Annotated in this window: 21 protein-coding genes; 3 read left to right on the plus strand and 18 right to left on the minus strand. The window is 70.5% G+C overall.

Going from position 1 to position 23,822, the window contains the following annotated elements:
* Positions 1–11: 11 nt before the first annotated feature.
* The 7 genes from ABD164_RS10000 to ABD164_RS10030 form a co-directional block, all read right to left on the minus strand.
* The gene (locus ABD164_RS10000; protein WP_344295781.1) at positions 12–1,247 is read right to left on the minus strand and encodes an acyltransferase family protein; all 1,236 of its coding nucleotides are present in this window, start codon (positions 1,245–1,247) and stop codon (positions 12–14) included.
* A gap of 280 nt (positions 1,248–1,527) precedes the next feature.
* Positions 1,528–2,721: an elongation factor Tu gene (tuf, locus tag ABD164_RS10005; RefSeq protein ID WP_344295783.1), complete on the minus strand. Its 1,194-nt coding sequence runs from the start codon at positions 2,719–2,721 to the stop codon at positions 1,528–1,530.
* 135 nt (positions 2,722–2,856) lie between these two features.
* Positions 2,857–4,971 (minus strand): elongation factor G, encoded by a 2,115-nt coding sequence (gene fusA, locus ABD164_RS10010; RefSeq protein ID WP_344295785.1) that lies wholly within the window; start codon positions 4,969–4,971, stop codon positions 2,857–2,859.
* Positions 4,972–5,075: 104 nt separating this feature from the next.
* Positions 5,076–5,546 (minus strand): 30S ribosomal protein S7, encoded by a 471-nt coding sequence (rpsG, locus tag ABD164_RS10015; RefSeq protein ID WP_344295787.1) that lies wholly within the window; start codon positions 5,544–5,546, stop codon positions 5,076–5,078.
* Positions 5,546–5,920: a 30S ribosomal protein S12 gene (gene rpsL, locus ABD164_RS10020; protein WP_022889720.1), complete on the minus strand. Its 375-nt coding sequence runs from the start codon at positions 5,918–5,920 to the stop codon at positions 5,546–5,548. The genes rpsG and rpsL overlap by 1 nt, the downstream gene beginning before the upstream one ends.
* Before the next feature lie 315 nt (positions 5,921–6,235).
* Positions 6,236–6,883 (minus strand): spermidine/putrescine ABC transporter substrate-binding protein, encoded by a 648-nt coding sequence (locus ABD164_RS10025; protein ID WP_344295789.1) that lies wholly within the window; start codon positions 6,881–6,883, stop codon positions 6,236–6,238.
* 94 nt (positions 6,884–6,977) lie between these two features.
* Positions 6,978–7,454 carry a DUF6121 family protein gene (locus ABD164_RS10030; RefSeq protein ID WP_344295791.1) on the minus strand — a complete coding sequence of 159 codons (477 nt, stop codon included), beginning with the start codon at positions 7,452–7,454 and terminating at the stop codon, positions 6,978–6,980.
* Between the two features lie 126 nt (positions 7,455–7,580).
* Between ABD164_RS10030 and ABD164_RS10035 the strand changes: the two genes are divergently transcribed.
* Together ABD164_RS10035 and ABD164_RS10040 are read left to right on the plus strand one after the other, a co-directional pair.
* The gene (locus ABD164_RS10035; protein WP_344295793.1) at positions 7,581–8,207 is read left to right on the plus strand and encodes a hypothetical protein; all 627 of its coding nucleotides are present in this window, start codon (positions 7,581–7,583) and stop codon (positions 8,205–8,207) included.
* 3 nt (positions 8,208–8,210) lie between these two features.
* Positions 8,211–8,957 (plus strand): hypothetical protein, encoded by a 747-nt coding sequence (locus ABD164_RS10040; protein ID WP_344295795.1) that lies wholly within the window; start codon positions 8,211–8,213, stop codon positions 8,955–8,957.
* A 23-nt stretch (positions 8,958–8,980) separates the two neighbouring features.
* Here ABD164_RS10040 and ABD164_RS10045 read toward each other — a convergent pair whose 3' ends face one another.
* Both ABD164_RS10045 and ABD164_RS10050 read right to left on the minus strand, forming a co-directional pair.
* The gene (locus tag ABD164_RS10045) at positions 8,981–9,313 is read right to left on the minus strand and encodes a hypothetical protein (RefSeq protein ID WP_344295797.1); all 333 of its coding nucleotides are present in this window, start codon (positions 9,311–9,313) and stop codon (positions 8,981–8,983) included.
* Positions 9,310–9,600, minus strand: coding sequence for a hypothetical protein (locus tag ABD164_RS10050; RefSeq protein WP_344295799.1), 291 nt, complete (start codon positions 9,598–9,600; stop codon positions 9,310–9,312). Before ABD164_RS10050 ends, ABD164_RS10045 begins: the two co-directional genes overlap by 4 nt.
* A 160-nt stretch (positions 9,601–9,760) precedes the next feature.
* Between ABD164_RS10050 and ABD164_RS10055 the strand changes: the two genes are divergently transcribed.
* Positions 9,761–10,384 (plus strand): TNT domain-containing protein, encoded by a 624-nt coding sequence (locus ABD164_RS10055; protein WP_344295801.1) that lies wholly within the window; start codon positions 9,761–9,763, stop codon positions 10,382–10,384.
* 7 nt (positions 10,385–10,391) lie between these two features.
* Here ABD164_RS10055 and ABD164_RS10060 read toward each other — a convergent pair whose 3' ends face one another.
* The 9 genes from ABD164_RS10060 to ABD164_RS10100 all read right to left on the minus strand — a co-directional run bounded on the left by ABD164_RS10060 (position 10,392) and on the right by ABD164_RS10100 (position 23,812).
* Complete coding sequence (locus ABD164_RS10060; RefSeq protein WP_344295803.1) at positions 10,392–10,973, minus strand: Imm61 family immunity protein; 582 nt, start codon at positions 10,971–10,973, stop codon at positions 10,392–10,394.
* Positions 10,970–11,614: an immunity protein Imm33 domain-containing protein gene (locus tag ABD164_RS10065; RefSeq protein WP_344295806.1), complete on the minus strand. Its 645-nt coding sequence runs from the start codon at positions 11,612–11,614 to the stop codon at positions 10,970–10,972. Before ABD164_RS10065 ends, ABD164_RS10060 begins: the two co-directional genes overlap by 4 nt.
* Before the next feature lie 57 nt (positions 11,615–11,671).
* Positions 11,672–16,219, minus strand: a complete 4,548-nt coding sequence (locus ABD164_RS10070; protein ID WP_344295808.1) for a glycohydrolase toxin TNT-related protein — start codon at positions 16,217–16,219, stop codon at positions 11,672–11,674.
* Between the two features lie 27 nt (positions 16,220–16,246).
* The gene (locus tag ABD164_RS10075; protein WP_344295809.1) at positions 16,247–16,558 is read right to left on the minus strand and encodes a WXG100 family type VII secretion target; all 312 of its coding nucleotides are present in this window, start codon (positions 16,556–16,558) and stop codon (positions 16,247–16,249) included.
* Positions 16,551–17,186 (minus strand): WXG100 family type VII secretion target, encoded by a 636-nt coding sequence (locus ABD164_RS10080; RefSeq protein WP_344295811.1) that lies wholly within the window; start codon positions 17,184–17,186, stop codon positions 16,551–16,553. Before ABD164_RS10080 ends, ABD164_RS10075 begins: the two co-directional genes overlap by 8 nt.
* Before the next feature lie 61 nt (positions 17,187–17,247).
* Complete coding sequence (locus tag ABD164_RS10085; RefSeq protein ID WP_056010942.1) at positions 17,248–17,541, minus strand: WXG100 family type VII secretion target; 294 nt, start codon at positions 17,539–17,541, stop codon at positions 17,248–17,250.
* Between the two features lie 95 nt (positions 17,542–17,636).
* Entirely contained in the window at positions 17,637–18,260 is a 624-nt protein-coding gene (locus tag ABD164_RS10090; RefSeq protein ID WP_344295813.1) for an FHA domain-containing protein, read from the minus strand.
* 76 nt (positions 18,261–18,336) lie between these two features.
* The gene (locus ABD164_RS10095; RefSeq protein WP_344295815.1) at positions 18,337–22,680 is read right to left on the minus strand and encodes a type VII secretion EssC family protein; all 4,344 of its coding nucleotides are present in this window, start codon (positions 22,678–22,680) and stop codon (positions 18,337–18,339) included.
* 22 nt (positions 22,681–22,702) lie between these two features.
* A complete protein-coding gene (locus ABD164_RS10100) occupies positions 22,703–23,812 on the minus strand; it encodes an Ig-like domain-containing protein (RefSeq protein WP_344295816.1) in 1,110 nt (369 codons plus the stop codon).
* Positions 23,813–23,822: the final 10 nt, after the last annotated feature.

A 23,822-nucleotide genomic window follows, 5' to 3' on the forward strand; every position in this document is an offset into this window, starting at 1 on the left:
GCGGCGTCGCATCAGTCGCCCTCGTCACGCCCCTGCGGCTGCGGCTGCGACTGCTCGCAGGCCAGCATGTTCTCGGCGGCGACGCTCGGAGCGACGAATCCGGCACCGACGATCACCGAGATGCTGGCCGCGAGCCCGCCGAGCAACACCCTCGACCGCACGCGTATGCCGTGCGCGCCATGTCGGAACGGGTCTTCGATCCACCGCTTGGAGAGGCCGGCGACCGTGAGCGAGACGACCACGAGCAGCACCATGAGCCACGGCGGGCTCGGCATACCGGTGATGTACGGGGTGAACATGAAGATCGGCCAATGCCAGAGGTACAGCGAGTACGAGACGTCGCCGACCCACTGCACCGGGCGGAGCCCGGCCACCCGGGCGGTCGACAGCGGTCCGGGTGGCATGCCCGCCCAGATGACCGCCATGGTTCCGACGACGGGGATGACCACGACGAGCCCGGGGAAGACCTCGGGCGACCGGAACGTCACGATCGGCACGACGATGAGCACGAGACCGACCCACGAGACCACCGTGCGCAAGCGGTCGTTGCCCGGCCAGGGCCTGCTCGCCACGATCGCGAGGATGCCGCCGACTCCGAACTCCCACGTGCGGGAGAGGGTCGAGAAGTAGGCGAGGTTCGCGTCGTCGGCGGTGAGCACGAGCGAGTGCGCGAACGAGGCGAGGGTGACGGCGCCGAGCATCGCGAGCACGGTGCCGACCGAGCCCGCGCCCCGGCGGGCGGCGACCCAGAGCGCGACGACGATCAGCAGCGGCCAGAACAGGTAGAACTGCTCTTCGACCGAGAGCGACCAGAAGTGCTGCACGGGCGTCGACTCGAGGTCGGCACGCTGCGGGATCTGCGAGTCGATCGCGAGCTGCCAGTTCTCGTAGTAGAGCGTGCTCGCGACGATCTCACGGAACCACGCCGCCCACTCGCGTTGCGGCACGAAGGCCAGCGTCATCGCCGAGATGACGAGCAGCGCGGCGACCGCGGCGGGAAGGATGCGTCGCGCGCGCCGCATGTAGAACTTGCGAAGCGAGATGCGGCCGCGCTGCTCGGCTTCGCGCATCAGCAGGCCGGTGATCAGGAAGCCCGAGACCACGAAGAAGACGTCGACGCCCATGTACCCGGCGGGAGCCACGGCCGGCCATCCGTGATGCAGGAGGACCGCGCCGACGGCCACGGCCCGAAGAGCTTGGATCTCGGGTCGTGCGGGGGATCTCGTGGGTGGCGGTGGTGCGGCCATCGGTACCAGCGTAAACGCGACAAGCCCTCAGAAAGAATCCGCCGCGCAATCATTTGTCACCACAATGGGGGACGCCCTGCTCGCGGGTGCGAAATGGGGCTCACGGGGTGCCACGAAGGGGGCCGGGCCCGCCGACCGCGCGATGCCGTCCCGACCTCCGCATGCACGACGAAGGGGGCCGGGCCCGCCGACCGCGCGATGCCGTCCCGACCCCCGCATGCACGACGAAGGGGGCCGGGCCCGAAGGCCCGACCCCCTTGCAGGTCGCAGATCGCGAAGACTACTTGATGATCTTCGTGACGGTACCGGCGCCCACGGTGCGGCCACCCTCGCGGATGGCGAAGCCGAGGCCCTCCTCCATGGCGATCGGCTGGATGAGCTCGACCGTCATGTCGGTGGTGTCGCCGGGCATGACCATCTCGGTGCCCTCGGGCAGCGTGATGACGCCGGTGACGTCGGTGGTGCGGAAGTAGAACTGCGGACGGTAGTTCGCGTAGAACGGGTTGTGACGGCCGCCCTCGTCCTTCGAGAGGATGTAGGCAGTGCCCTCGAAGTTGGTGTGGGGGGTCACCGAGCCGGGGGCCACGACGACCTGGCCGCGCTCGACGTCTTCACGCTTGGTACCACGGAGCAGGAGACCGCAGTTCTCGCCGGCCCATGCCTCGTCGAGCTGCTTGTGGAACATCTCGATGCCCGTGACGGTGGTCTTCTGCGTCGGGCGGATGCCGACGATCTCGACCTCGGAGTTGATCTTCAGCGTGCCACGCTCGGCGCGGCCCGTGACGACCGTGCCACGACCGGTGATCGTGAAGACGTCTTCGATGGGCATGAGGAACGGCTTGTCCTTGTCGCGCACCGGGTCGGGGATCGAGTTGTCGACGGCCTCCATGAGGTCGAGGACCGACTGGACCCACTTCTCGTCACCCTCGAGCGCCTTGAGGCCCGAAACCTGCACGACGGGAGCGTCGTCGCCGGGGAAGCCCTGGCTCGAGAGCAGCTCGCGCACCTCGAGCTCGACGAGCTCGAGGATCTCTTCGTCGTCGACCATGTCGCTCTTGTTCAGGGCGACGAGCAGGTACGGCACGCCGACCTGCTTGGCGAGCAGGACGTGCTCACGCGTCTGGGCCATCGGGCCGTCGGTCGCCGCGACCACGAGGATCGCGCCGTCCATCTGGGCTGCACCGGTGATCATGTTCTTGATGTAGTCGGCGTGACCAGGGGCGTCGACGTGCGCGTAGTGGCGCTTCGGCGTCTCGTACTCGACGTGCGAGATGTTGATCGTAATGCCGCGCTGACGCTCTTCAGGAGCGGAGTCGATCGACGCGAAGTCGCGCTGCACGTTGGTGGCCGACGGGTACTTGTCGGCGAGCACCTTCGAGATCGCTGCGGTGAGCGTGGTCTTGCCGTGGTCGACGTGACCGATCGTTCCGATGTTGACGTGCGGCTTGGTCCGCTCGAACTTGGCCTTAGCCACTGTGGGTCCTCCTCAGGACTCGTGTAGACACCCCGGGCGCTGGATTGCGACCGGTGTGCTACGGGGATTTGTTGATATGTTACGCGACCCGGGTGGGCCGTGCGGGCAGAGGGCCAGAGCCCCCGCTAGGGAGAATCATTCGCCCTTGTTCTTCTGGACGATCTCGTCGGCCACAGCCTTCGGGACCTCCGCGTAGCTCTCGAACTCCATCGAGTACACCGCGCGGCCCGAGGTCTTCGACCGCAGGTCACCGATGTAGCCGAACATCTCCGAGAGCGGGACGTGCGCACGCACGACCTTCACACCGGCGGCGTCCTCCATGGACTGGATCTGACCGCGGCGCGAGTTCAGGTCGCCGATGACGTCGCCCATGTACTCCTCGGGAGTACGGACCTCGACGCTCATCAGCGGCTCGAGCAGAACGGGGTTCGCCTTGCGAGCGGCCTCTTTGAAGCCCATCGACCCGGCGATCTTGAACGCCATCTCCGAGGAGTCGACGTCGTGGGCGGCGCCGTCGAGCAGGATGCCCTTGACACCGACCATGGGGTAGCCCGCGAGGATGCCGTACTGCATGGCGTCCTGGAAGCCGGCGTCGACCGAGGGGATGTACTCACGCGGAACGCGGCCGCCGGAGACCTTGTTCTCGAATTCGTACGTCGTCTCGGCGGTGACCTCGAGAGGCTCGAGGGCGAACTGGATCTTCGCGAACTGGCCGGAGCCACCCGTCTGCTTCTTGTGGGTGTAGTCGTGCTTCTCGACCGCGCGCTTGATGGTCTCGCGGTAGGCCACCTGCGGCTTGCCGACGTTCGCCTCGACCTTGAACTCCCGCTTCATGCGGTCGACGAGGATGTCGAGGTGCAGCTCGCCCATGCCCTTGATGACGGTCTGGCCGGTCTCGGGGTTGAGCTCGGTGCGGAACGTCGGGTCTTCTTCGGCGAGCTTCTGGATCGCAGTGCCGAGCTTCTCCTGGTCGGCCTTGGTCTTGGGCTCGATCGCGACCTCGATGACCGGCGCCGGGAACGTCATCGACTCGAGCACGACCTGCTTGTCGGGGTCGCACAGCGTGTCACCCGTGGTCGTGTCCTTGAGGCCGATGACCGCGTAGATGTTGCCGGCGGTGACCGAGTCGACCGGGTTCTCCTTGTTGGCGTGCATCTGGAAGATCTTGCCGATGCGCTCTTTCTTGCCCTTGGTCGAGTTGATGACCTGGGCACCCGAGTCGAGGTGACCCGAGTAGACGCGCACGTAGGTGAGGCGGCCGAAGAACGGGTGCACGGCGACCTTGAACGCGAGGGCGGCGAAGGGGTCGTTGGCGTCGGGGTGACGCTCGATGATCTCTTCTTCGTTGCGCGGGTTGCGGCCCTCGATGGCGGGCACGTCGAGCGGCGACGGCAGGTAGTCGACGACCGCGTCGAGCATCGGCTGCACACCGCGGTTCTTGAACGCCGAACCGCAGAGCACGGGGTAGATCTCGGAGTTGACAACCATCTTGCGGATGGCGCCCTTGATCTCGGCGACCGTGAGCTCTTCGCCGCCGAAGTACTTCTCGAGCAGCGCGTCGTCGGTCTCGGCGACCGTCTCGAGCAGCGTGTGGCGGTACTCGTCGGCCTTCTCCTTGAGATCGGCCGGGATCTCTTGCACCTCGTACTTGGCGCCCATCGTCACGTCGCCCTTCGAGTCGCCGGGCCACACGAGGGCGCGCATCTCGACGAGGTCGACGACACCGATGAAGTCGTTCTCGGCACCGATCGGCAGCTGCAGCACGAGCGGCTTCGCACCGAGGCGCGAGACGATGGTGTCGACGGTGAAGTAGAAGTCGGCGCCGAGCTTGTCCATCTTGTTGACGAAGCAGATGCGGGGCACGTCGTACTTGTCGGCCTGACGCCAGACGGTCTCGGACTGGGGCTCGACGCCCTCTTTTCCGTCGAACACGGCGACGGCACCGTCGAGCACGCGCAGCGAGCGCTCGACCTCGACCGTGAAGTCGACGTGGCCGGGGGTGTCGATGATGTTGATCTGGTTCTTGTTCCAGAAGCAGGTCACGGCGGCAGACGTGATCGTGATGCCGCGCTCCTTCTCCTGCTCCATCCAGTCGGTCGTCGAGGCGCCGTCGTGGGTCTCGCCGAGCTTGTGGTTGACGCCCGTGTAGAACAGGATGCGCTCGGTGGTGGTGGTCTTGCCGGCATCGATGTGCGCCATGATGCCGATGTTGCGGACCTTGCTCAGGTCGGTGAGCACGTCTTGTGCCACGGGGGTTCCTCCGGAGGATTCAGGCAGGGGAAGGGAGTGCGAGCGGATGCCCCGTCGTGCTGTTGCCCGATGAGCACAGCGGGTCGGGACATCCGCTCAGCCCATTACCAGCGGTAGTGGGCGAAGGCGCGGTTCGACTCGGCCATCTTGTGGGTGTCTTCGCGGCGCTTGACCGCGGCACCCAGGCCGTTCGATGCGTCGAGGATCTCGTTGGTGAGACGCTCGGTCATGGTCTTCTCGCGACGGGCCTTGGCATAGCTGGTGAGCCAGCGCAGCGCCAGGGTGTTCGCACGGTGGGGCTTGACCTCGACGGGGACCTGGTAGGTCGAGCCGCCGACGCGGCGCGAGCGCACCTCGAGGGTGGGGCGCACGTTGTCGAGCGCTTTCTTGAGGGTGGCAACGGCGTCTTGGCCCGACTTGGCGGCGACGGTCTCGAGCGCGTCGTAGACGATGCGCTGCGCGAGGTCCTTCTTGCCGTCGATGAGGATCTTGTTGACGAGCTGGCTGACGACGGGCGAACCGTAGACCGGGTCGGCGACGACGGGGCGCTTCGGAGCGGGACCCTTGCGAGGCATTACTTCTTCTCCATCTTCGCGCCGTAGCGGCTACGAGCCTGCTTGCGGTTCTTCACGGCCTGCGTGTCGAGCGCGCCGCGGATGATCTTGTAGCGCACACCGGGCAGGTCTTTCACACGACCGCCGCGCACGAGCACCATCGAGTGCTCCTGCAGGTTGTGGCCCTCACCGGGGATGTAGGCGGTGACCTCGGTGCCGTTCGAGAGCTTCACACGAGCGACCTTGCGGAGCGCGGAGTTCGGCTTCTTCGGGGTGGTGGTGTACACACGCGTGCACACGCCGCGCTGCTGGGGGTTGGCCTTCAGGGCGGGAGCCTTGGTCTTGGTGACCTTCGGCGAGCGACCCTTGCGGACCAACTGCTGAATGGTTGGCACTGCTTCTCCTTGTTGTGCTGCACGGTGACAGCGTTGATGGAATTTCACATCACGACCCACCGGCCCTGCAGAACTGCAGGGCCTTCAGTTGGTGGGTATGCCGTGGGGGCGACCCGTCGGGTGCCCGTGGAGTGTGCGACCTTCGCCCGCTCGCCGCCTGCCCATGTCGTTCACGATCGAATGTCGCAGATCGAATGTTGCCATCGAACTGCAGGCAGGAAACAAGCACGCGTCAACGCGCACACCCGATCAATGGTAATGCCGCGTAACGTTGCGGTCAAATGACGGTCGGATGCCGCATGCCGCGGCCGTTCGTCAGCCGAGCCATCCCGGTGAGTCGAGTTCGCGATCGAGATCGGCGAGGAGGTCTTCGATCTGCGGCTCGACGAACTCGGCGACGGCGACGCCGATGCGTTCGCGGTGATGCGTGAGCTCGCTGCAGATGCGGCGGCCGAGCTGCTTTGCGAAGTCGTCGGCGAGGCGCACCTCTTCGCGCAGCGCCTCTTTCTCGTCCATGGTGAACGGCCGCGGCGCGGGCTCGGCGGCCTCGGCGGCGGCATCGGCCTCGAGGCCCGTGAGGGTGAACAGGAACGGCTGGTCGGGCACGGGCTCGGGGTCGAGCTCGAGCCCCAGGAACTCGGGATCGAGCCCCTCGCCCGCGCGGTACGGCCGGCGCGCCTTGCGCTCCTCGGCGAGGCGGATCTCGCGGTGCAGCATCGGCAGGTTGCGTGCCGTGTAGTCGTCGACGGCGAGGTCGATGATGCCTTTCATGCGCATCGAGAACGCGTGCTGCACGGGGTGCGGAACGTCGACCTCGAGGCCGGCCGCAGCGAGGATCGGCGAGCCGAAGCAGCGCTGGCAGAGGCGAACGCGCGCGCGGTGCGTGCCGGGTCGCCACCGCGGCAGCCAAGCGAGCCAGCGGTCGACCTCGTGGCTCACGCGCGCCTCGACGGAACCCTCCACGGTGTTCACGATACTGCGAGCGGTGACGGGCCGGGCGACCGGGCGAGCAGGTGGCGCGTCGCAGGTGCCGCTCACGCAGGCTCAGGCCGCGCCGTCATTCGTCTTCATCGCGCTCCCACGGCCACCGCGGGCGCTCGGCCCCGCCCTGCTGGCCGCGCGCGATGAGCACGGCGAGCGAGGCGACGAGCCCCGCGAGCGCGGGGATCAGCAGCCCGAACCAGCTGACGCCGAACCCGAGCGCGAACAGCAGGCTCGCCAGTGCCGTGCCGGTGGCGAGCGAGTAGGCGATCGTCGCGACGACCACGGCCGCGAGCCACGTCCAGAGGGCGGCGAGCAGAACGGCGCCCGCCATGTGCGCCGGTCGGCGCAGCGCCCGCCCGAGGTGCAGCAGCAGTGCGGTCACGGCGGCAGCGACGATCGCGGGGCCGACGAGCAGCCCGGCATCGGGGCTGGCGATGACCTCGGCGTCGGTGAAGAGGCTGACGAAGCCGTAGGCGCAGACGACGAGCGCGAGATATGCCGCCGCCGAGAACGCGGCGACGACCCAACCCGAGCGTCGCGTCTGATCCACACGTCGAGCCTACGCACCGGGTTGCCGTCGACGGTGCCGGAGCCGCCGGTCGTCCGCACCCGACGCGGGTGCCGCCTCGGCGAATCGGTAGGGTCGATGCGACGCCCCGATTCCGAAAGGCCGACCGTGAAGCCGACCGACGCCACCCTCAGCGCGCTGCCCGAACAGTTCCGACGCACCCGCTCGGCGGCCCGCACCGCGGTCTACTCGGCACTCGCGGCGAGTGCGCTCATCGGCCTCGTGCTCGCCGTCGTCGCCTTCGACGCGATCGTCGTCGACTCGTCGCAGATGACCGGGCGTCGCGCCGGCATGAGCGGCCTCGTCGCCCCCGGGCTCGTGGTGCTCACGGCGTTCTTCGCGTTCCTGTTCGGATGGCTCGCCATCAGCGGCTCGTACACGTGGCGGCTGCTCCCCTCGGGTGCGCCGCTGACGCGCCGCATGTTCCGCATCGATTGCAACGCCGAGACGGCCGCCAGGTGGCATGCCGCGTTCGCGAGCGGCGACCCCGCACAGTACCTGCCGATCGGCAGCCACAAGAAGGGCGAGACGTACGTCGGAGTCTACGTCTCGACCGACGAGCAGGTCGCGTTCGTCACCGTGGCGCACGGCACGGGCGCCGCAACCCGCACGTGGCCGCTCATCACCCTGCGCGACGGTGCCTACGCGCAGCTGAAGGCCCTCGGCCCGGACGACTACGGCAGGCCGTCGAAACGGGGCGCCGCCGGCTCGATCGACCCCTTCCTGCGGGGCTGAGCCGTGGAGGTCCTGCCGACGGGCGGCCCCGCCCGATTCGACGTGCCGCTCGATCTCGCGAAGGTCGCGACCGCCGGGCGGTGGAACTCGGGGTTCATCGTGGTCGGCGTCGTGCTGCTGCTCGCTTCGCTCGCGGGCATCTGGGCGATGGCCGCGACCGGATTCGGTTCGTGGTTCACGATCACCCTCGCGGCCGTCTTCGCCGTCGCCTCGGCGGGCCTCGTCGTGACGAGCGTGCTGCGCCGGCGCCTGCTCCTACTGCTCGTGGGCGACTCGTCGTCGGCGTGCACGATCACCGAGCGCGGCATCACGCTCGCGGGAGCGCCCGAGATCGAATGGGGCGACCTCGTCTTCGTGGCCGTGCTCAACGACCGCCCCCGCACCAACCGGCTGCGCTCGGTGCCGATCTACGGCTGGTTCGGGCGACTCGCGCTGAAGGCGGGCAACGGCACGGTGCTCAGCGAGCTCGCGGTGCGCGACGGCGAGGCGCTGCGGCGACGCTGCGCGTCACTCGCGGCCGCGAAGCGCATCACGCTGTACGGAAGGTGGCCCGACGGCAGCCGCCGCGGCGTGCTGCCCCTATTGCTCGACGCTGTGCTCTCGGAGCAGTCGACGAGCGATGTCGTATGCGCGCTGTTCGCGGCGGCGACTGCGCACGGCATCCCGGCGACGCTGCACGAGTCGGCGTTCGACAGCCTCAAGTGGAAGGCCCCGCAGCTCGACCCGAAGTGGCCGGCCGAGACGACCTGACCGCGACGCCGGCAAGGGGCTGCTCACCAGCCGGGAACGCCCTGGCAGGCCTCGCCGAGCGGGTTGAACCCGATGTTCGGGTCCTTGAGGAGCGCCCACGCTCCCGCGGCGTCACCGGCGCGTGCTGCGGCATCCATTCGGTGCAGTGTCGCGACCCCGATCGGATGCCAGTCGAGGTACGCCTGCTCATCGATGCCGGCAGTGCCGGCGGCGAGCACCGAGCGCACCGCCTCGATGCGCTCGGCGAGCTGCGGAACGGCCGACGGCTTCATGGTCGCCAGGATGCCGATCTCGACGAGGTCGAGCACCGGCTGGCGCAGCTCCTCGCAGCGCGAGGCGAGCGCGTCGCTGGTCATTCGGGCCGTCCCGCCGCCTCAGATCCGTCGATGACGAACTTCTCGGGCGGCGTGCGCACACCGTCGAGGAACGCACCGAGTCCGGCCTCGAAGTTGACCGCCGAGCCCACGAAGAGCACGCTCTCGTCGGGCGCGACGTAGATCTTGCCGCCACCGCGGATGGCGTGCACGATGCACACCCCCGCATCATCGGCGAGTTCGACGACATTCAGCCGGGTGTCGGGAGTGAGCTTCGCGAAGTACGCGGTGCCGACCTCGGTGAGTCGTCGGATGTCGATCTCGGCCATCGGATGGCGCCCCTTTCGAGAGTCACGGTACCCGCGGAAGCCTATCGGTTCGGCCCGCGAGGGGCCTCGGGGAGCACTCCCCATGCACCCGCGCGAGATGGGGAGCTCTCCCCATGCCCGAGCCGGTCGCGGCCGACTTCGAACGGATACGCTGGACGGCATGTTCGACGATCTTCGGCAGCAACTCGACGCCCGCGGCATCCTCAAGACTGCCGTCGTCCTTCCCGGCGACGATGTGCGGCCCATCGAGGGTGCGCTCGAGATCCTCGCTGCCGACGGCGGCTTCCAGCTCGCGACGCTCGACTACGGGCAGGCGGCGCCCCTCGCCCGCGATGACACCGAGGCCGGCATCGCCCGGCTGCTGCTCGAGTACCTCGACCGGCCGCTGCCCGTTCCGCGCACCCTGCCCGCCGCCGAGTTCGAGGCGCTCGCCGCGGGTGCGGCCGGGCACTACGCCGAGCTTCGCGAGCGTCTCGCCGCCGGCAGCCAGCTCATCACGCTGCCGCCCGAGCTTGCGCTCGATCGCATCGGTGCGCTCGACGGCGTGCTGCTGTTTCCGGCCGGTACCTCGGTCGAGGCGCGTGCGCTGCCGCCGACCGCACTCGTCGAGGGAGCCGAGCTGCATCGGTTCGTGACCGCCGGCGACGTGCTCGTGCGTGCCGACCTGGTGCAGCCATGGTTCGGCCAGCCGGGTGGCGCACTGCGGTTCACGCTCGCCGAGGACTTCCGCGGCATCCGCGACCTCGTCGTCGCCGGCTCGCTCGAACAGGTCGCGCTCGCGTAGATCGCGCTCAGGCGGTGGCGAACAGCGGTCGACCGCTCGGCTCGAGCAGCGATTCGATGAGTGTACGCTCGGACGCCGTGGCGTAACCGGCGAACTGCACCGCGTCGCGTTCGCCCGCACTGCCGGGCCGGAATCGCGCCGACATCGCTTCGCCGCGCTCGGTCCACACGAGCTCGATACCGTTCAGGTCGCTGACGGTGTCGGCGCCGCTGACGGTGTCGGCGTCGACTGCGTTGCTGAGCACGAAGCCGTCGGGCAGCGCGGCCGGATCGAACGCAAGCGCCAGGCGCGGCAGTCGCAGCTCGGCACGTACGGTCACACCCAGCACGCGCAACAGGAACCGGCGCACCGCCTCGAGCGACGTGCTCGACATGAGCAACATGGGTGCGGGGCTGCGCTGCTGCCGGGTCAGCTCGAACCGTTCACCGTGCTGCCGCAGCTCGTAGAGCTGTTCCATGTCGCCGATGCGCAGCATCGCGTCGTCTGGGGAGAATACGGTGATTCGACCCTTCGCCGCGAACGCGAGGAGCTCTGCGTCGGCGTCGCCGATGCGGCCGGCGTCAGGCGTGCTCGCCTGCCCGCCGGTCACAGCGGACCGCGGACGGCGACGGTGTTGCCCGCGAGTTCGATGATCGCGTCGATGCGCGATTCGCTCACGATCGCGCCGTAGCCCTCGGGCAGCGCCAGCGCCCGGGCGAGGTGCTTGTTGATTCCGAGGGTCTGGTACGCCGGCCAGCGCACGAACTCCGCGGGCTCGCGCCGACGGTCGGGCTGCGGGAAGACGTCGATGAACCAACCGGAGTCGTCGGGCGCGTCGCGACGCGTCGTGCGGCTCATGATGAGGCGCTCGGCACCCTCGATGTCGCGGGCGCAGAGCACCGTGTCGGCGAAGTGGATCGGACGGGCGGCCGTCTCGGGCAGTTCGCGGGCGAGCGTGACCTGCCCGTTCAGCACCCACAGCGCGAGGGTGAGATCGGTGACCCAGCCGACGTGCTCGGGCGTCTTCGTGGCGAAGTCGGGTGCTGCGACGTCGAATCGCCCCTCGCCCCGTTCGACGAGCATGAGCGGCGCCCATCCGGCCTGGATGCTGAAGCCGTCGACGAGCTCGCCGTCGTGCGACTCGAACAGGTCGAGCACTGCCGCGGCCTGGGTCACGAGGGTGTCGGCGGCGTTGACGGCGACTCGGGCCGCGCCGATCTGCCGCGAGAACTCGCTCAGCTGAAGGCTCACGTGGGGTTCCGTTCCGGTCGAAGGTCTCTGTCGATGATGTCAGAGCCGCGGGGCGTTTCAGCCGCGCAGCAGCTCGTCGATGTGCGCCTGCAGCGCCGCCTCGGACTGCTCGCCGATGCGCGACCAGGCCGCCGCGACGTGCGCCGGCACCGGAGGTCGGCCCTGATGCCCGCCTGCGGCGAACCACTCGGCGAACGTGCGACCGCCCTTCGAGGAGTTCGATCCGCCCTCGAGCCCGACGAAGTTGTCGGCGAGGTTCACGACCTCGAGCATCTGGGGCCAGGTGAGGTCTCGGAATCCGGGCATGTCCACGATCTGCACGAGCGGGTGGATGTGGTCGGCGTGCAACGTGGTGGCGCTCACGTTCGTGTAGATCGGATCGTGGCCGGGTGAGGCCTGGTTCACCATGACGCGCAGCTCGTCGGTCGGGGTGAGGTCACGCAGCTCGCGGGCCAGTTCGGGGCCGTCGAGGCCGTCGGTCTGGGGCGAGTTCGGGGTCGAGAGGCTCCCGGCGGGGGTCAGGCCCTCACCGGCCGCGTCGATTCGCGACTCACGCTCGATCTCGGCCCGCACATCGTCGGGGATCGGCGCGTCCGAGTCGATGCCGCGGCTCGCGAGCTCCGCGTCGAGTTCGGCCAGCATCGCGTCGATGCTCTGGGCCGAGCCGCGGGTGGTCGCACCGCGCTCGGCCGGTGCGTCACCGGCCGGTGCGTCGGGCGTTCCCGTGTGAGGGGCCTGCGCTTCGGGTGAGGAGGCGCGGGACGGGCCGTCGACCTCGGTCTGGTGCAGGATGCCGCGGTCGAGGAGTTCGTCGACCGGCATCGGGTTGCCGTCGGCGTCGAGGATGCGCACCTGCAGTCCGCCGCCGTCGCGACCGAACGCCGGTGCGATCTCGGAGACCTCGATGCGCGTGCCGGCCGGCATCGAACCGCCGAACTCGTAGGTGAAGTACGGGCTGCTCAGGTTGCTCGGCGGCAGCGCACGGTGCTCGAACGGCGTGCCCGGGAACGAGAGGAAGTCCCCTGCCGGGCCGCCCATGCGGTCGAGCAGGTCGCCGTAGTTCGCGATGAACGCGTCGAGGTCGTGGAACTCCACGAACGAACCGGGCGTGCCGCCGTCGTTGCCGGGGTAGATCGGCCGTCCGTCGGCGTTCGTGTAGCGCGCCTCCCACTGCTCACGGGTGAACGGGGATCCGTCGGGACCCCGGCCGTACGGCGCGTCGGGGTCGGTGATCAGGTGGGCGATCTCGTTCGGCACCGTTCCGGGGTGTGCGTAGGGGTCGGCGAGGTGGCCGCTCTCTGCCGGTGCTCGGACATCGCCGTAGTTCGGGTCGATCGGGTTGTGCGGGGTGCGGTCGGGCACGCGCTCCCAGCCCGGCCCGTTGTCGGCACCCGACAGCACCGGATCGCCCGGGCCGTCGGCCGGTGTCGCGGGGTCGGGACTCGTGCTGCGATCACCCATCGTCGCGGGCTCGGATGCCGGCACCGTGGTGTTCGGGGCAGAGGCATCGGGTGCCGTCGCAGCCGGTGCCGTCGCATCCGGTGCCGTCGCAGTCGGTGCCGTCGCATCCGGTGCCGCCGCATCCGGCGACGACACGTCGGGCGTCGTCGCGGTCGACGTCGGCGGCGCGGCCGGCGCGACGTGCTCGGGCGGGATCGACGCGTCCCAGGTGGTCGCGTTCGGCTCGTTCGGCGGCCAGGGGCTCATCGTGCCGGGCTGCGCATCGACGACCCACACGTTCGTGCCGTCGAAGTAGGCGTTGAACCAATGACCGTCGCCGTGCGAGCGGTCGATGCCCACGACGCAGTGCGAACCCGGGCCGAGTGCCCGCAGCGACGCCTCGATCTGATCGGGCGTCATCGGCGTCTGCGGGTTTCCGGTGCGCGCCTCCATCTGCGCGATGTCGAGCGTTCCGGTGGGCGCTTCGGCGGTCGGCGACCCGTTGAAGAAGTCGTTCATGTTCGCCGAGGTGTTGCCGCAGTTCGTCGCGTACCCGTTCGACGGGTCACTCGGGTCGTAGTTCGGGTTGATCTCGCCGAGCGCCTGCAGGATCTCGTGCGGCGTGCGCTCGGTGCGGTTGTTCGCTGTCGTGTCGGGAGTACCTTCGGGCCCGTCGGCCGGCGTGCCGTCGTCGGGCGTGCTGCCGTCGGGCGTGCTGCCGTCGGGCGTGCTCGCGTCGGGCGTGTTCGCGTCGGGCGTGCTGCCGTCGGGCGTGTTCGCGTCAGCGGGCGTGTTCGCATCGGGCGCGTTCGGCGCGGATGGCGTCGTCGGCTTCGCGCCCAACCCCGCGGGCTTCGAGAGCAGAGCTGCGCCACCGGCGGCGGCGGCCGCCCCGCCCGCCGCAGCGACCTCGTCGGGCTCGGGGCCGTCGACGGGCTTCGAGCCGTCGACGGTGTCGGCCGACGAATCGGCATCGGGTGCGTCGGCCTCGGTGCCGTGCGCATCGGGCGCGGTCGCGTCGGCCGCGGGCTTCGACGAGCCGGCACCGGTCGCCGCTGCGACGGGCGAGTCGGAGCCTGGACCGCTCTGCGCATCGACGGGCGCCTCGGGGGCGGTCGGCGCGTCAGGTGCGGATGCCTCAGGCCTCGCCGCATCGTGTGCGCCCGCGTCGCTCGCGGTGGGCGCGTCAGGCGTGCTCGCATCGGGTGCGCTCGGGGCGTCCGTCGAGTTGGGCGCCTCGGGTGCGCTCGCGCCGTCGGGGGTTCCCGCGTCGGGCGTGACCGGCGCATCGGGCGTGCTCGGCGCGTCAGGCGTGCCCCCATCGGGCGCGCTCGGCACGTCGGGCGTTGTGGGGGCGTCGGGTGCGCTCGGCGCATCCGGCGTGCTCGGCACATCAGGCGTACCCGCATCGGGTGAGCTCGGCGCATCCGGCGTACCCGCATCGGGCGCGCTCGGCACATCAGGCGAACCCGCATCGGGCGCGCTCGGCACATCAGGCGTGCCCGCATCGGGCGTGCTCGGCAGGTCGGGCGTTGTGGGGGCGTCGGCCGAGGGCAGGTCGATGCCGGGGCCGTCGCCGCCCGCCGGCGTGCCGGCGTCGCCGGAACCGGGGGTCGGGGCATCCGATGGAACATCGACCGACGTGCCGTCGCCTGTCGGCGTGGTGCCTGCGTCGCCGGCGCCGGGCGTCGGCGCGTCGTTCGAGACGTCGACGGGGTTGGCGCCGCCCTGGTTCGACCCAGCGGCGCCCGTGCCGCCGGTGGGAATGCCGCTCAGGTCGGGCGAGTCGACGTTCGAGCCGGCGCCGTTGCCGCCGGGGCCCGTGGGCGAGGTCGGGGCGGAGCCGGCGTTGCCGCCGGGACGCCCCGCGAGTGCGCCGCCGAGCAGCGCGCCGGCCGCCATCGAGCTGAGCGGGCTGAACGGGGTGCCGTTGAGTCCGGACTCGGCCGCGCCGCTGACGAGGCCGTCGATCGCGCCGCCGCCGGTCTCGACGCCGACGTGCGTGAGGCGCTGCAGCGCGCCGGGGTTGACGTTCGAGGTGAGCCGACCGCCGATGCGGGACGCACCGCCGCCCGCAGCGCCGCCGGCAGCGGCCGAGAGCGCGGCGTTGAGCACGTTCTGGGGCTGGTAGTTCGGGTCGAGGGCGCCGCGAACCTGGTTGAACGACGCGGTCGTGATGGCGCTCGCAAGACCCGCCGAGAGCGTCTCGCGGATGACCATGGCGCCGGCGCGGATCGCCATGCGCGCCATGCGCAGTGCGGCCATGACGAGCATGCGCAGCTTCTTGCAGAGGGCCGCGATCTTCAGCGCCCAGCGCATGACCGTGGTGGCGATCTTCAGCGCCATCGCCGCCGCACCGGCGCCGAACGTCACGGCACCGAGCAGCGCGCCGAGGCCGATCTCGATCGCGATCTCGACGGCCATCTGGGCGATGAACCAGCCGATCTCCTCCCACGCCTTGTTGACCGAGTCGATCATGCTGCGTGCGAAGCCGCCCATCGACGACGCAGACTCCGAGACCTTGCCGAGCGTGGTCGAGAGCGACCGCTGGCACGAGAGCATGCTCTGCTTCTGGGGCAGCGTCATCGCCGAGACGTTGGTGAACCCGGCGTCGACCTGCCCCTGGATGCGGGTGATGTCGCCAGACAGCGTGTTCCACGCCGACTCGGCGTTGCCGAGTTTGCCGGTGTCGGCGTCGGGGAGCATGACGCCGATCTTCGCGAGCGCGTCTTGCAGGAACTCGCCGAACTCGCCGAGCGGTGTCTCGGGGCCCTTGCCGAGCGCGGTGGGCACGCTCGCCGACGGCTCGCTGATGGTCGCCGTCGCCTCGGGGAAGCTCGACGACGAGGCCGGCTTGAACGCACCGACCAGTTGGGCGCCGTCGTAGGCGCGGGCCGAGTTGCCGAGGGCGGCGTCGACGACCTTGAGCGAGTTCGCGATGCCGAGCGCGCCCTTGAGCACGTCGACGGCGTACTGGTCGTAGCCGGGCTCGCCGTCTTGGCCCTGCGCGAAGACCTGTGCCGACTCCTCGTCGCCGGCCATGCCGCCGGTCGAACCGAGCGCGGACTCGCAGGCGCGCACGGCCTGGCTGAGCGAGTTGGCGATGCCGTAGAGGCTGTCGCCGTCGGTCACCAGACGTGCGGGATCAAGCTGAACCGAAGCCACCGTGGTTCCTCTCTTCGTCGATGCCGTCTAGCCGTTCAACGCCGCGGCGAGTTTCGACCACGCTTCGTCCAACGTCTGGATCGTCTCGGTGTACGCGGTGTGCGCACCCGTGACCTGGTCTTGCAGCCCTTCGGCCGCGAGCGTCATCGCCTCGGCGCCGAGTTGCCATTTCTCGAACATGCCGAGGAAGTTCGCCATGGCCGGACCCTGCCATTCGGCCGGCAGCATGTAAGCGAAGCCGGCTGCGCCCTGCTTGAGCGCCGAGCAATAGCTCACGAGTTCGCCGAGCGTATCGGCGAGCGCCTTGAGCTCGGCGGTGTCGGCCTGCTGTTCAGCCATCGCTCGGCTCGCTTTCGATCAGGGCGGCGGATGCCACGGGGCCGGAGTCGCCGCGGAACTGGTCGCCCTCGGGCCCGTCGGGGATGAGGAACACACCCTCGCCGATGGAGTCGTCGTCGCCGTCTGCATCGGTGTCGCCGTCTGCAGGGCCCGACCGGGTGCCCTGGCCGGCGCCGGGGCGACCGATCGCGCCGCCACCGAACTGCTCGACCTCGTCGTCGCCGGCATAGTCGCGGCCGAAGAACTCGGCCATGTCTTCGGCGCGTTCCTCGCCGCGGGCGACGCGCGCGCCGAGCGTGCCCTGCGACGACCGCAGGGCGGCCACCGCGGGAGCACGACCGGTGAACGAACGCTGCACTCCGCTCTCGTTCTGGGTGTACGAGCCGTCGGCGGCGATGAGGCCGGCCTGCAGCGCCGCGAGCGACTGCCGCACGAAGCCGGCGGTCGTCATGAACGTCGCCCAGCCCTCGGAGAAGCTGTCGGCGTCGTCGCCCTTCCAGCTCACGTCGACCGTGCGCTTGACCGCGCCGTCGACCGTCGACAGGTTCGTGTCGAACGTCGAGATCACGGTGCCGAGCAGCGCGGCGACCTCGCTGAGCGCCGCGGCGCGTACCCTGAATGCGACCATCTCACCCCTCCGAGAACGATCGGCCGGCGCGACTCACGCGCCGACCGATGTGTCTGAAACGTCAGCCGTTGAACGTGCCGGCGATCGCGTTCTCGCTGTCTTCGTACGACAGCGCGGCCTGGTTGAGCAGGTCGCTGATGCCCTGGAGGGACTCCTTCAGCTGCAGGCCGGCCTGGTCCCACTGCGAGTAGAGCTCGTTGAAGCTCTGCGACGCGGTGCCCGACCAGTCGCCCGAGATGAGGCCCTCGACGAGCGACTTCAGGTTCGACAGCTGCGACTCGATCGACTGCGAGCCGCTCGAGAGCTGCCCGGCGACGCCGGCGAGGGAGTCTGAAGTGACGCGGATCTCCGCCATGGTTTCCTCCGTGGATCAACGAGAATCTTGGGTGTGCTCAGTCACGCTACCAACCGAGCGCGAACGAACGAATGGGGAGCCCTCCCCATGGGTGCTCAGGCGGCGCGAATGGCGAAGCTGATGTCGCCGACCCAGACGGTGTCGCCCGGCACGACCTCGACCCGCGTTCCGGCGCTCTCGAGCTGCGCCACGGCGCCATCGCGCTCGACGCCCGAGCCGTTGCTCGACCCGGCATCACCGACCGTGATCACACCGTCGGCGACGTCGAGGAACAGGTGCACGCGCGAGACCGACCGGGTGTCGTCGGCGACCTCGATGGCCTGCACGCCCATCGCCAGCGCGGTGTCGGCCGGTTTGCGGCCGATGACGGCGCTACCGCCGACGATGACGCGCTGACCGGTCGAGAACGCGAGTTCGACGCGCTCGACGGGCTGCGCAGCGGCCTGCGGCTGCGCAGGGGCCGACGCGGGCGCATCGGCGGACGCGGCCGGGCGCTGCTGCCACGGGAGCGTGCCCGGCAGCGGCACCGGCTCGATGCGCGACGAGGGCTGCGGCACCGACGGCGCGGGCGCCTCGGCGGCCGGCGTCGCGGGGCGCGCGAACTGCGCCGGCACCGGGGGACGTGCGGGCTCCTGCGGGATGAGCTGCCCGCACTCGAGGCAGTACATGGTGTTCGGCTGCAGGGTTGCGTCGCAGTAGGCGCAGCGCGCAGAAGCCACGGATGAAGTCCCTTCGTCGAGGCGCGCGGGTGGCACGCACAACGGCACCAAGTCTACGACGGGTCATCCGTCGCGCTCACTGGCGGATGTCGGGTACCCGCACCGGCAGCCAGCCGGCCGAGGTGGTGAGCACGCCGGCGCCTGCCGAAGCCCGCCCGAGCATGAACTTCGGGATCGGCGAGCCGACCACCTGGGTGCCGTTGATGGCGCTCTCGGGTCGCAGCACGAGCGCGCGCCGCGACTTCTTGGCTTCGACGATGGGGCCGCCGAACAGGGTCGAGACCGACTCCGTGTCGGCCGACACGATGAACGTCGCGCGGTGCTTGACGCCGGCGAGGGCGTGCTCGATCGGCGCGTTCTTGTACTGCTCGGCATCGTCGACGACGACCGTGACCAGCTCGCCGAGCCCGTCGAGCACCTCGTCGAGGTGCGCCGGCGAGGTGTCGCCGGCCGCGATGACCGGGATCGAGTGCCCGGCTGCGACATCGGTGAGGATCGACTGGCGCGACGACACGACGAGGATGGGCTCCTTGCGCCACGCGAGCTGGTGCACGACCGCGGCGAGTGCCGACGACCGGCCCGACTTGCGGCTGCCCGTGACGACGAAGCCGCCCTCGGCCGGCCAGTCGAGGGTGAAGCGCGAGAGCTGGTCGCCGCCCACCGCGACGACCGGGCCCTCTGCGGGGCCCGATTCGCCGAGCGGCAGCTCGTACGACGCCGTGAGCGCGAGATAGGTCGGCAGCGGATCGACGCGGAACGGCCGCGGCAGCTCGGCCAGCTGCGGGAACCGGTCGAAGTGGTCGCGCACGCGCTCGACGGTGCGGCGAAGCGCGGTCGTCTGCGCCTCGCCTCGGGTGTCGCGCACGAGCACCGCGAGTTGGGCCTCGTTGCCCGCTGCGCCGTAGAGCACGCGGCCCGGCGGCAGGTCGAGCGGAATGTCCTTGGCGAGGATGCCCGCCGTGCGGTAGTCGCTGATGTCGCGCATCGGCAGCACGTACTGCTCGTCGATGAACGACGTGATCTTGTCGCCCGAGATGCCCCGGTCGCCCGTGATGAGCACGCGCACGCCGACCGCCGGGCCCTCGCGCAGCACCCGCATGAACTGGTCGCGGAACGTGATGAGCTGGTCGGCGTTCATCGTCGAGAGCATGCGCTCCCAGCCGTCCATGGCGACGAGGGTGTACGGCAGCGCGTCGGCGGGGGCCGCCTGCGCGCGCTGCTCGCTGATGTGGCCGACTCCAGCGGCCGAGAGTGTCGCCTGCCGGCGCCCCAGCTCCTCGAGCAGGCGCTGGATGAGCCGTGGCAGGCGGTCGGCGTCGAGCTGGGTCACGACCGCGCCGCAGTGCGGGGCGTCGACGAACGGCAGCAGCGCGCCGTTGCCGAAGTCGATCACGTAGAGGTGCAGGTCGGCCGGCGAGAACTGCTGCACGACCTGGGCGAGCGAGGTGCGCAGCGCGGTCGTGCGCCCCGACATCGAACCACCGAGGAACAGCAGGTGCGAGCCGTCGGCGACATCCCAGGTGAGGCCGCGCTGCGACTGCTCGCCCGGCACGTCCTCGAGGCCGAGCACGATCGAGGTCTGCGAGATCTGCTGGTCTTCGAACCGCTCGAGCGGCAGCACGGCCGGCAGCGGCAGCAGCCACGGCGACGGGTTCTTCGCGATGCCGAGCTGCTGGGTCGCCGCCGTGATGAGGTTCACGAGGGCTCGAAGGTCGGTGTCGTCGTGGTCGGTATTGGCGGCGTGCGTCGCGGCCGCGGCCGGGAACTTCGCCGGGAACCCGAGCGACGACCACTCGAGCGGAGCCTTGCGCGGTAGCTGCTTCACCGAGCGCGCCGCGCCGGGGCGAATGCCCGCGACGCGCGCGGTCTGGAACCCCTGCGGGGCCGCCGACGGGCCGAGGCGCACGTAGCCGCGGCCCGGCGTCGCGGCGCTGATGAGCGCCGCCTCGCCCGAACCCAGCACGTCGGCGGAATCGGCACGGTCGGTGACGCGCAGCGCCACCCTGAGGTTGATGTTCGACTGCATCTCGGGCGTGACGACGCCCGAGGGACGCTGCGTCGCGAGCACGAGGTTGACGCCGAGCGAGCGGCCGACGCGGGCGATACGCACGAGCCCGTCGATGAACTCGGGCAGCTCGGTGCGCAACTCGGCGAACTCGTCGATGACGATCATGAGGCGGGCGAGGCCGCGCCTGGCGGCGGTCTCGGCGTCTTTCGCCCACGCGCCGTCGACGTCTTTCGCGTTCATGTCGCGCAGCACGCGCTCGCGTCGCTTGAGCTCGGCGTCGAGTGAGGCGAGCGCACGCTCGGTCTCGCGGGCATCGAGATTCGTCACCATGCCGACGGTGTGCGGCAGCCGCTCGCAGTCGGCGAACGCCGAGCCGCCCTTGTAGTCGACGAGCACGAAGTTGAGCGCGTCGGGGCGGTTGGCCATCGCGAGGCTGACGACGAGCGCCTGCAGGAACTCCGACTTGCCCGAGCCCGTCGTGCCGGCGACGAGCGCGTGCGGGCCGTCGCGCGAGATGTCGAGCGCGAACTCGCCGTCGGTGTTCGCGCCGACGACCACGAACGTGTTGCGCGGCTGGGTCTGCCACCGCTTCACCAGATGCGAGGGGTCGTCGAGGTCGATCTTCAGCAGGTCGACCATGCGCACGCTGGTCGGCAGCATCGCATCGTCGCCGACGCCGCTGACGTGACGGATCGAGCACAGGCTGCGGGCGACCTGCTCGGACCGCACGATCGAGAGTCCGTCGACGAGCACGGTGGGGAAGTACTCGGAGCCGGTCTCGAAGCGCGCCAGAGCGGGATCGGCCCCGTCGATGACGACGACGCTCCTCGCCTCTTCGGGCAGTCGCGCGCGCTCGGTGTCGAGCGCGATCACGTGGATGTGGTGCGCGGTGCCGTGCTCGAGGATCGGCACCATGCCGGGCAGCATGCGCAGGTCGCGGGCACCGTCGACGACGATGACGAGGTCGCCGGGCGCCTCGGCGCCGCGCTGGCCCGCCACGCGCATGCGCAGGTCGAGCGCGACGGCGGCCTCACGCAGGCGTTCGCGGCGCGAGTCGTCGGTGTTGCCGAACATCGCGGGCACCCGCCCTGCGGGCTGAGCGTGCGGCAGCCACTGCGCCCATGCCCACGCCTCGGCATCGGCGTCGTCGCAGAGGATCATGATCTCGGCGTCGCGGGGCGAGCGCAGCGTCGCGAACGAGGTAAGCATCGCGCGGGCGACGCTGCGGGCCGCGTCGGCGGGGCCGGCGATGCCCACGACGCCCGTGCGCAGGTCGGCCGCGACGGGCACCGGCGTGACGCCGACGCGCGGCGTGACCGTGCGGTCCTTGCCGCCGCCCTCGAAACGCACGTCGAGTGCGACCTCGGTGACGCCGACGCGCATGAGCAGCGCGTCTTCGTCGCCGCGGCGTCGCTCCCAGAGTCGCGCCGACGGCGCCGTGGCGATGTCGGCGACGACGACCGGGTCGGGCAGCCGGTACCACGCCGCGATGCGCTGGATGCGCGCGAGCTCGGCGATGCGACGCCCTGCGGCCTTCACGTCGTCGATCCACTGCCCCTCGGTCTGCAGCCCCTTGCGCTTGGCCATGCGCCGGTTGGCCATGAACGAGCCGATCACCATGATCGGGCTCGCGGCCGCCATGAGCAGCATGATCGCGCGGCCGAAGACGATCGCCATCGTCACGCCGAGCACCACGGGAATGATCGCCGAAAGCCACGGCATGGGCGACTGGTCGGGGTCGGCCGGCTTGTCGCCGGGCAGCGCCACGACGGGCTGTTCCTGTGCCGGGCGGATACGAGAGGGCCTGTTGAAGCCCCGGGCGCCGAGCGCGTCACGGGTGAGGTCGGCGTCGGGCATCGGGGCGACGCCGATGCGCAGCATGCTGTTGCCGAGCTGCACCAGGTCGGCGGGCACCACGTCGACGGGCGCTTCGACCGCTTCGCCGTTCACCCAGATCGCAAGCCCGGGCGCCGCCGGCGTGACGGTGGCGGTGAGCGGGGCGCTGCGCCCGTTGTCGCCCACGGTGGCGGCGCTCACCGAGATGGTCGCGTGCAGCGGCGCGAGCGACGGGTCGGCGATCGCGACCGACGCGTTCGACGCCGACCCGATCGCGAGCGTCGCGCCCCGCGTGATCGGAACCGCCTCGCCCGCGAACGGCCCGCCGACGATCTCGAGCCGCAGCGTTCCCGGCACGACTCGGTCGGAATGCCGGCGGTCGGCGGGCAGCCGTGCGCCCGACAGCACTGTGGATTCGCTCAGCGGCGCATCACCGGTCGCGGTCGGGTCGAGCAGCGTCGAGGGCACCCCGAGCGACTCGGCGGCCTCGCCGATCGTCGTGGCCTCATCGACCTCGAGCAGCCACGAGCCGCTCGCGCGCTTGGCCGGATCGTCGACCGTGATGCGTACCGTCATTCGTTGCGTCCTCCTTCGGCGCTCAGTGCGCGCCGACCCGATCGAGTGTGCCGATGAGCGGGGCGAACACGCCGCCGCGGGATGTCTGTTCGCCTTCGACCGGCAGGCGCGGCACGATCGGCGTCGAGACGCCGTCGTCGCTGCGGGAACCCTGCGCCGGCGCAGGTCCGGCCTGGGGCAGGTCGGATGCCTCTCCGACGACCGTGACCGAACCGCTCGCCTGCTCGCCGTCGGCAGAGACGACGCGGAAGCTGAACTGGTCGACCGCGACGTCGCTCGATGACGCGTAGATCGCGGTGCCGTCGGCGGCGCAGGTGACGCTGCCGTGGATCGGGGCGCCGCACCCGGCGAGACGCACGTCGGAGCTGCCGGAAGAGAAGGCGAGGCCGGCGAGGTCGACCGTGACCGAGCCGTCGGCGCCTCGAGGCACGAACACGCTCTGGGCGATGAGCGCCTCGGGGCCGGGTGCGTACACGGGCACCACGACCTTCGCGTCGGCCGACCACGTGCCGAACCCGTCGGCGAACCGACCCACCAGTTCGGCGTCGCCGGTGAAGTCGAGCGCGGGGCGGAACACGAGGTGCGTCGGCGTCGCCGCGAGTGACCCCGCCTCGGCGGGCTGCACGGCCACGGCGGCGAGGGTGCCGCCCTCGGCGCAGACGGCGCACTCGGCGTCGAGGTCGCTGACCGGGACGAGCAGCACCGAGCCGGCCGCAACCGGACCGGGTGCGCGACGCGACGTCAGCGTCGGAGCCTCGGGCGCGGCGAGCTCGACTCGATACTCGAATGTCATCGAGGTGCGGCCGTTGCTCATCGGCACGGGAACTGCGGCCGGCACGGCCTCGGGGTCGTATCCGGTCGACGAGAGCTCGACCCGGCCCTCGTCGCACGCCGTGACGAGATCGGATGCCGCTGCCGGCGCCGCGCAGTCGGTGATGCGCCAGCCCTCGGCGGGCTCGATCGTCGCGGTGCCGAGATGGGGCACCGAGACGGAAGTGGGCGAGGAGGCCGGCGGCGCCGGCGTCTCGGCGGCACCCGCCGAACTCGAGACAGCGAGCGTGCAGACTGACAGGGCGATGATGCCGACGGCGATGGCCGTGATGCGCACGACCGAGCCGATCACCCCCGTCATCGTGCTCCCG

The sequence above is a fragment of the Agromyces neolithicus genome (assembly GCF_039529735.1).
GTDB lineage: Bacteria > Actinomycetota > Actinomycetes > Actinomycetales > Microbacteriaceae > Agromyces > Agromyces neolithicus.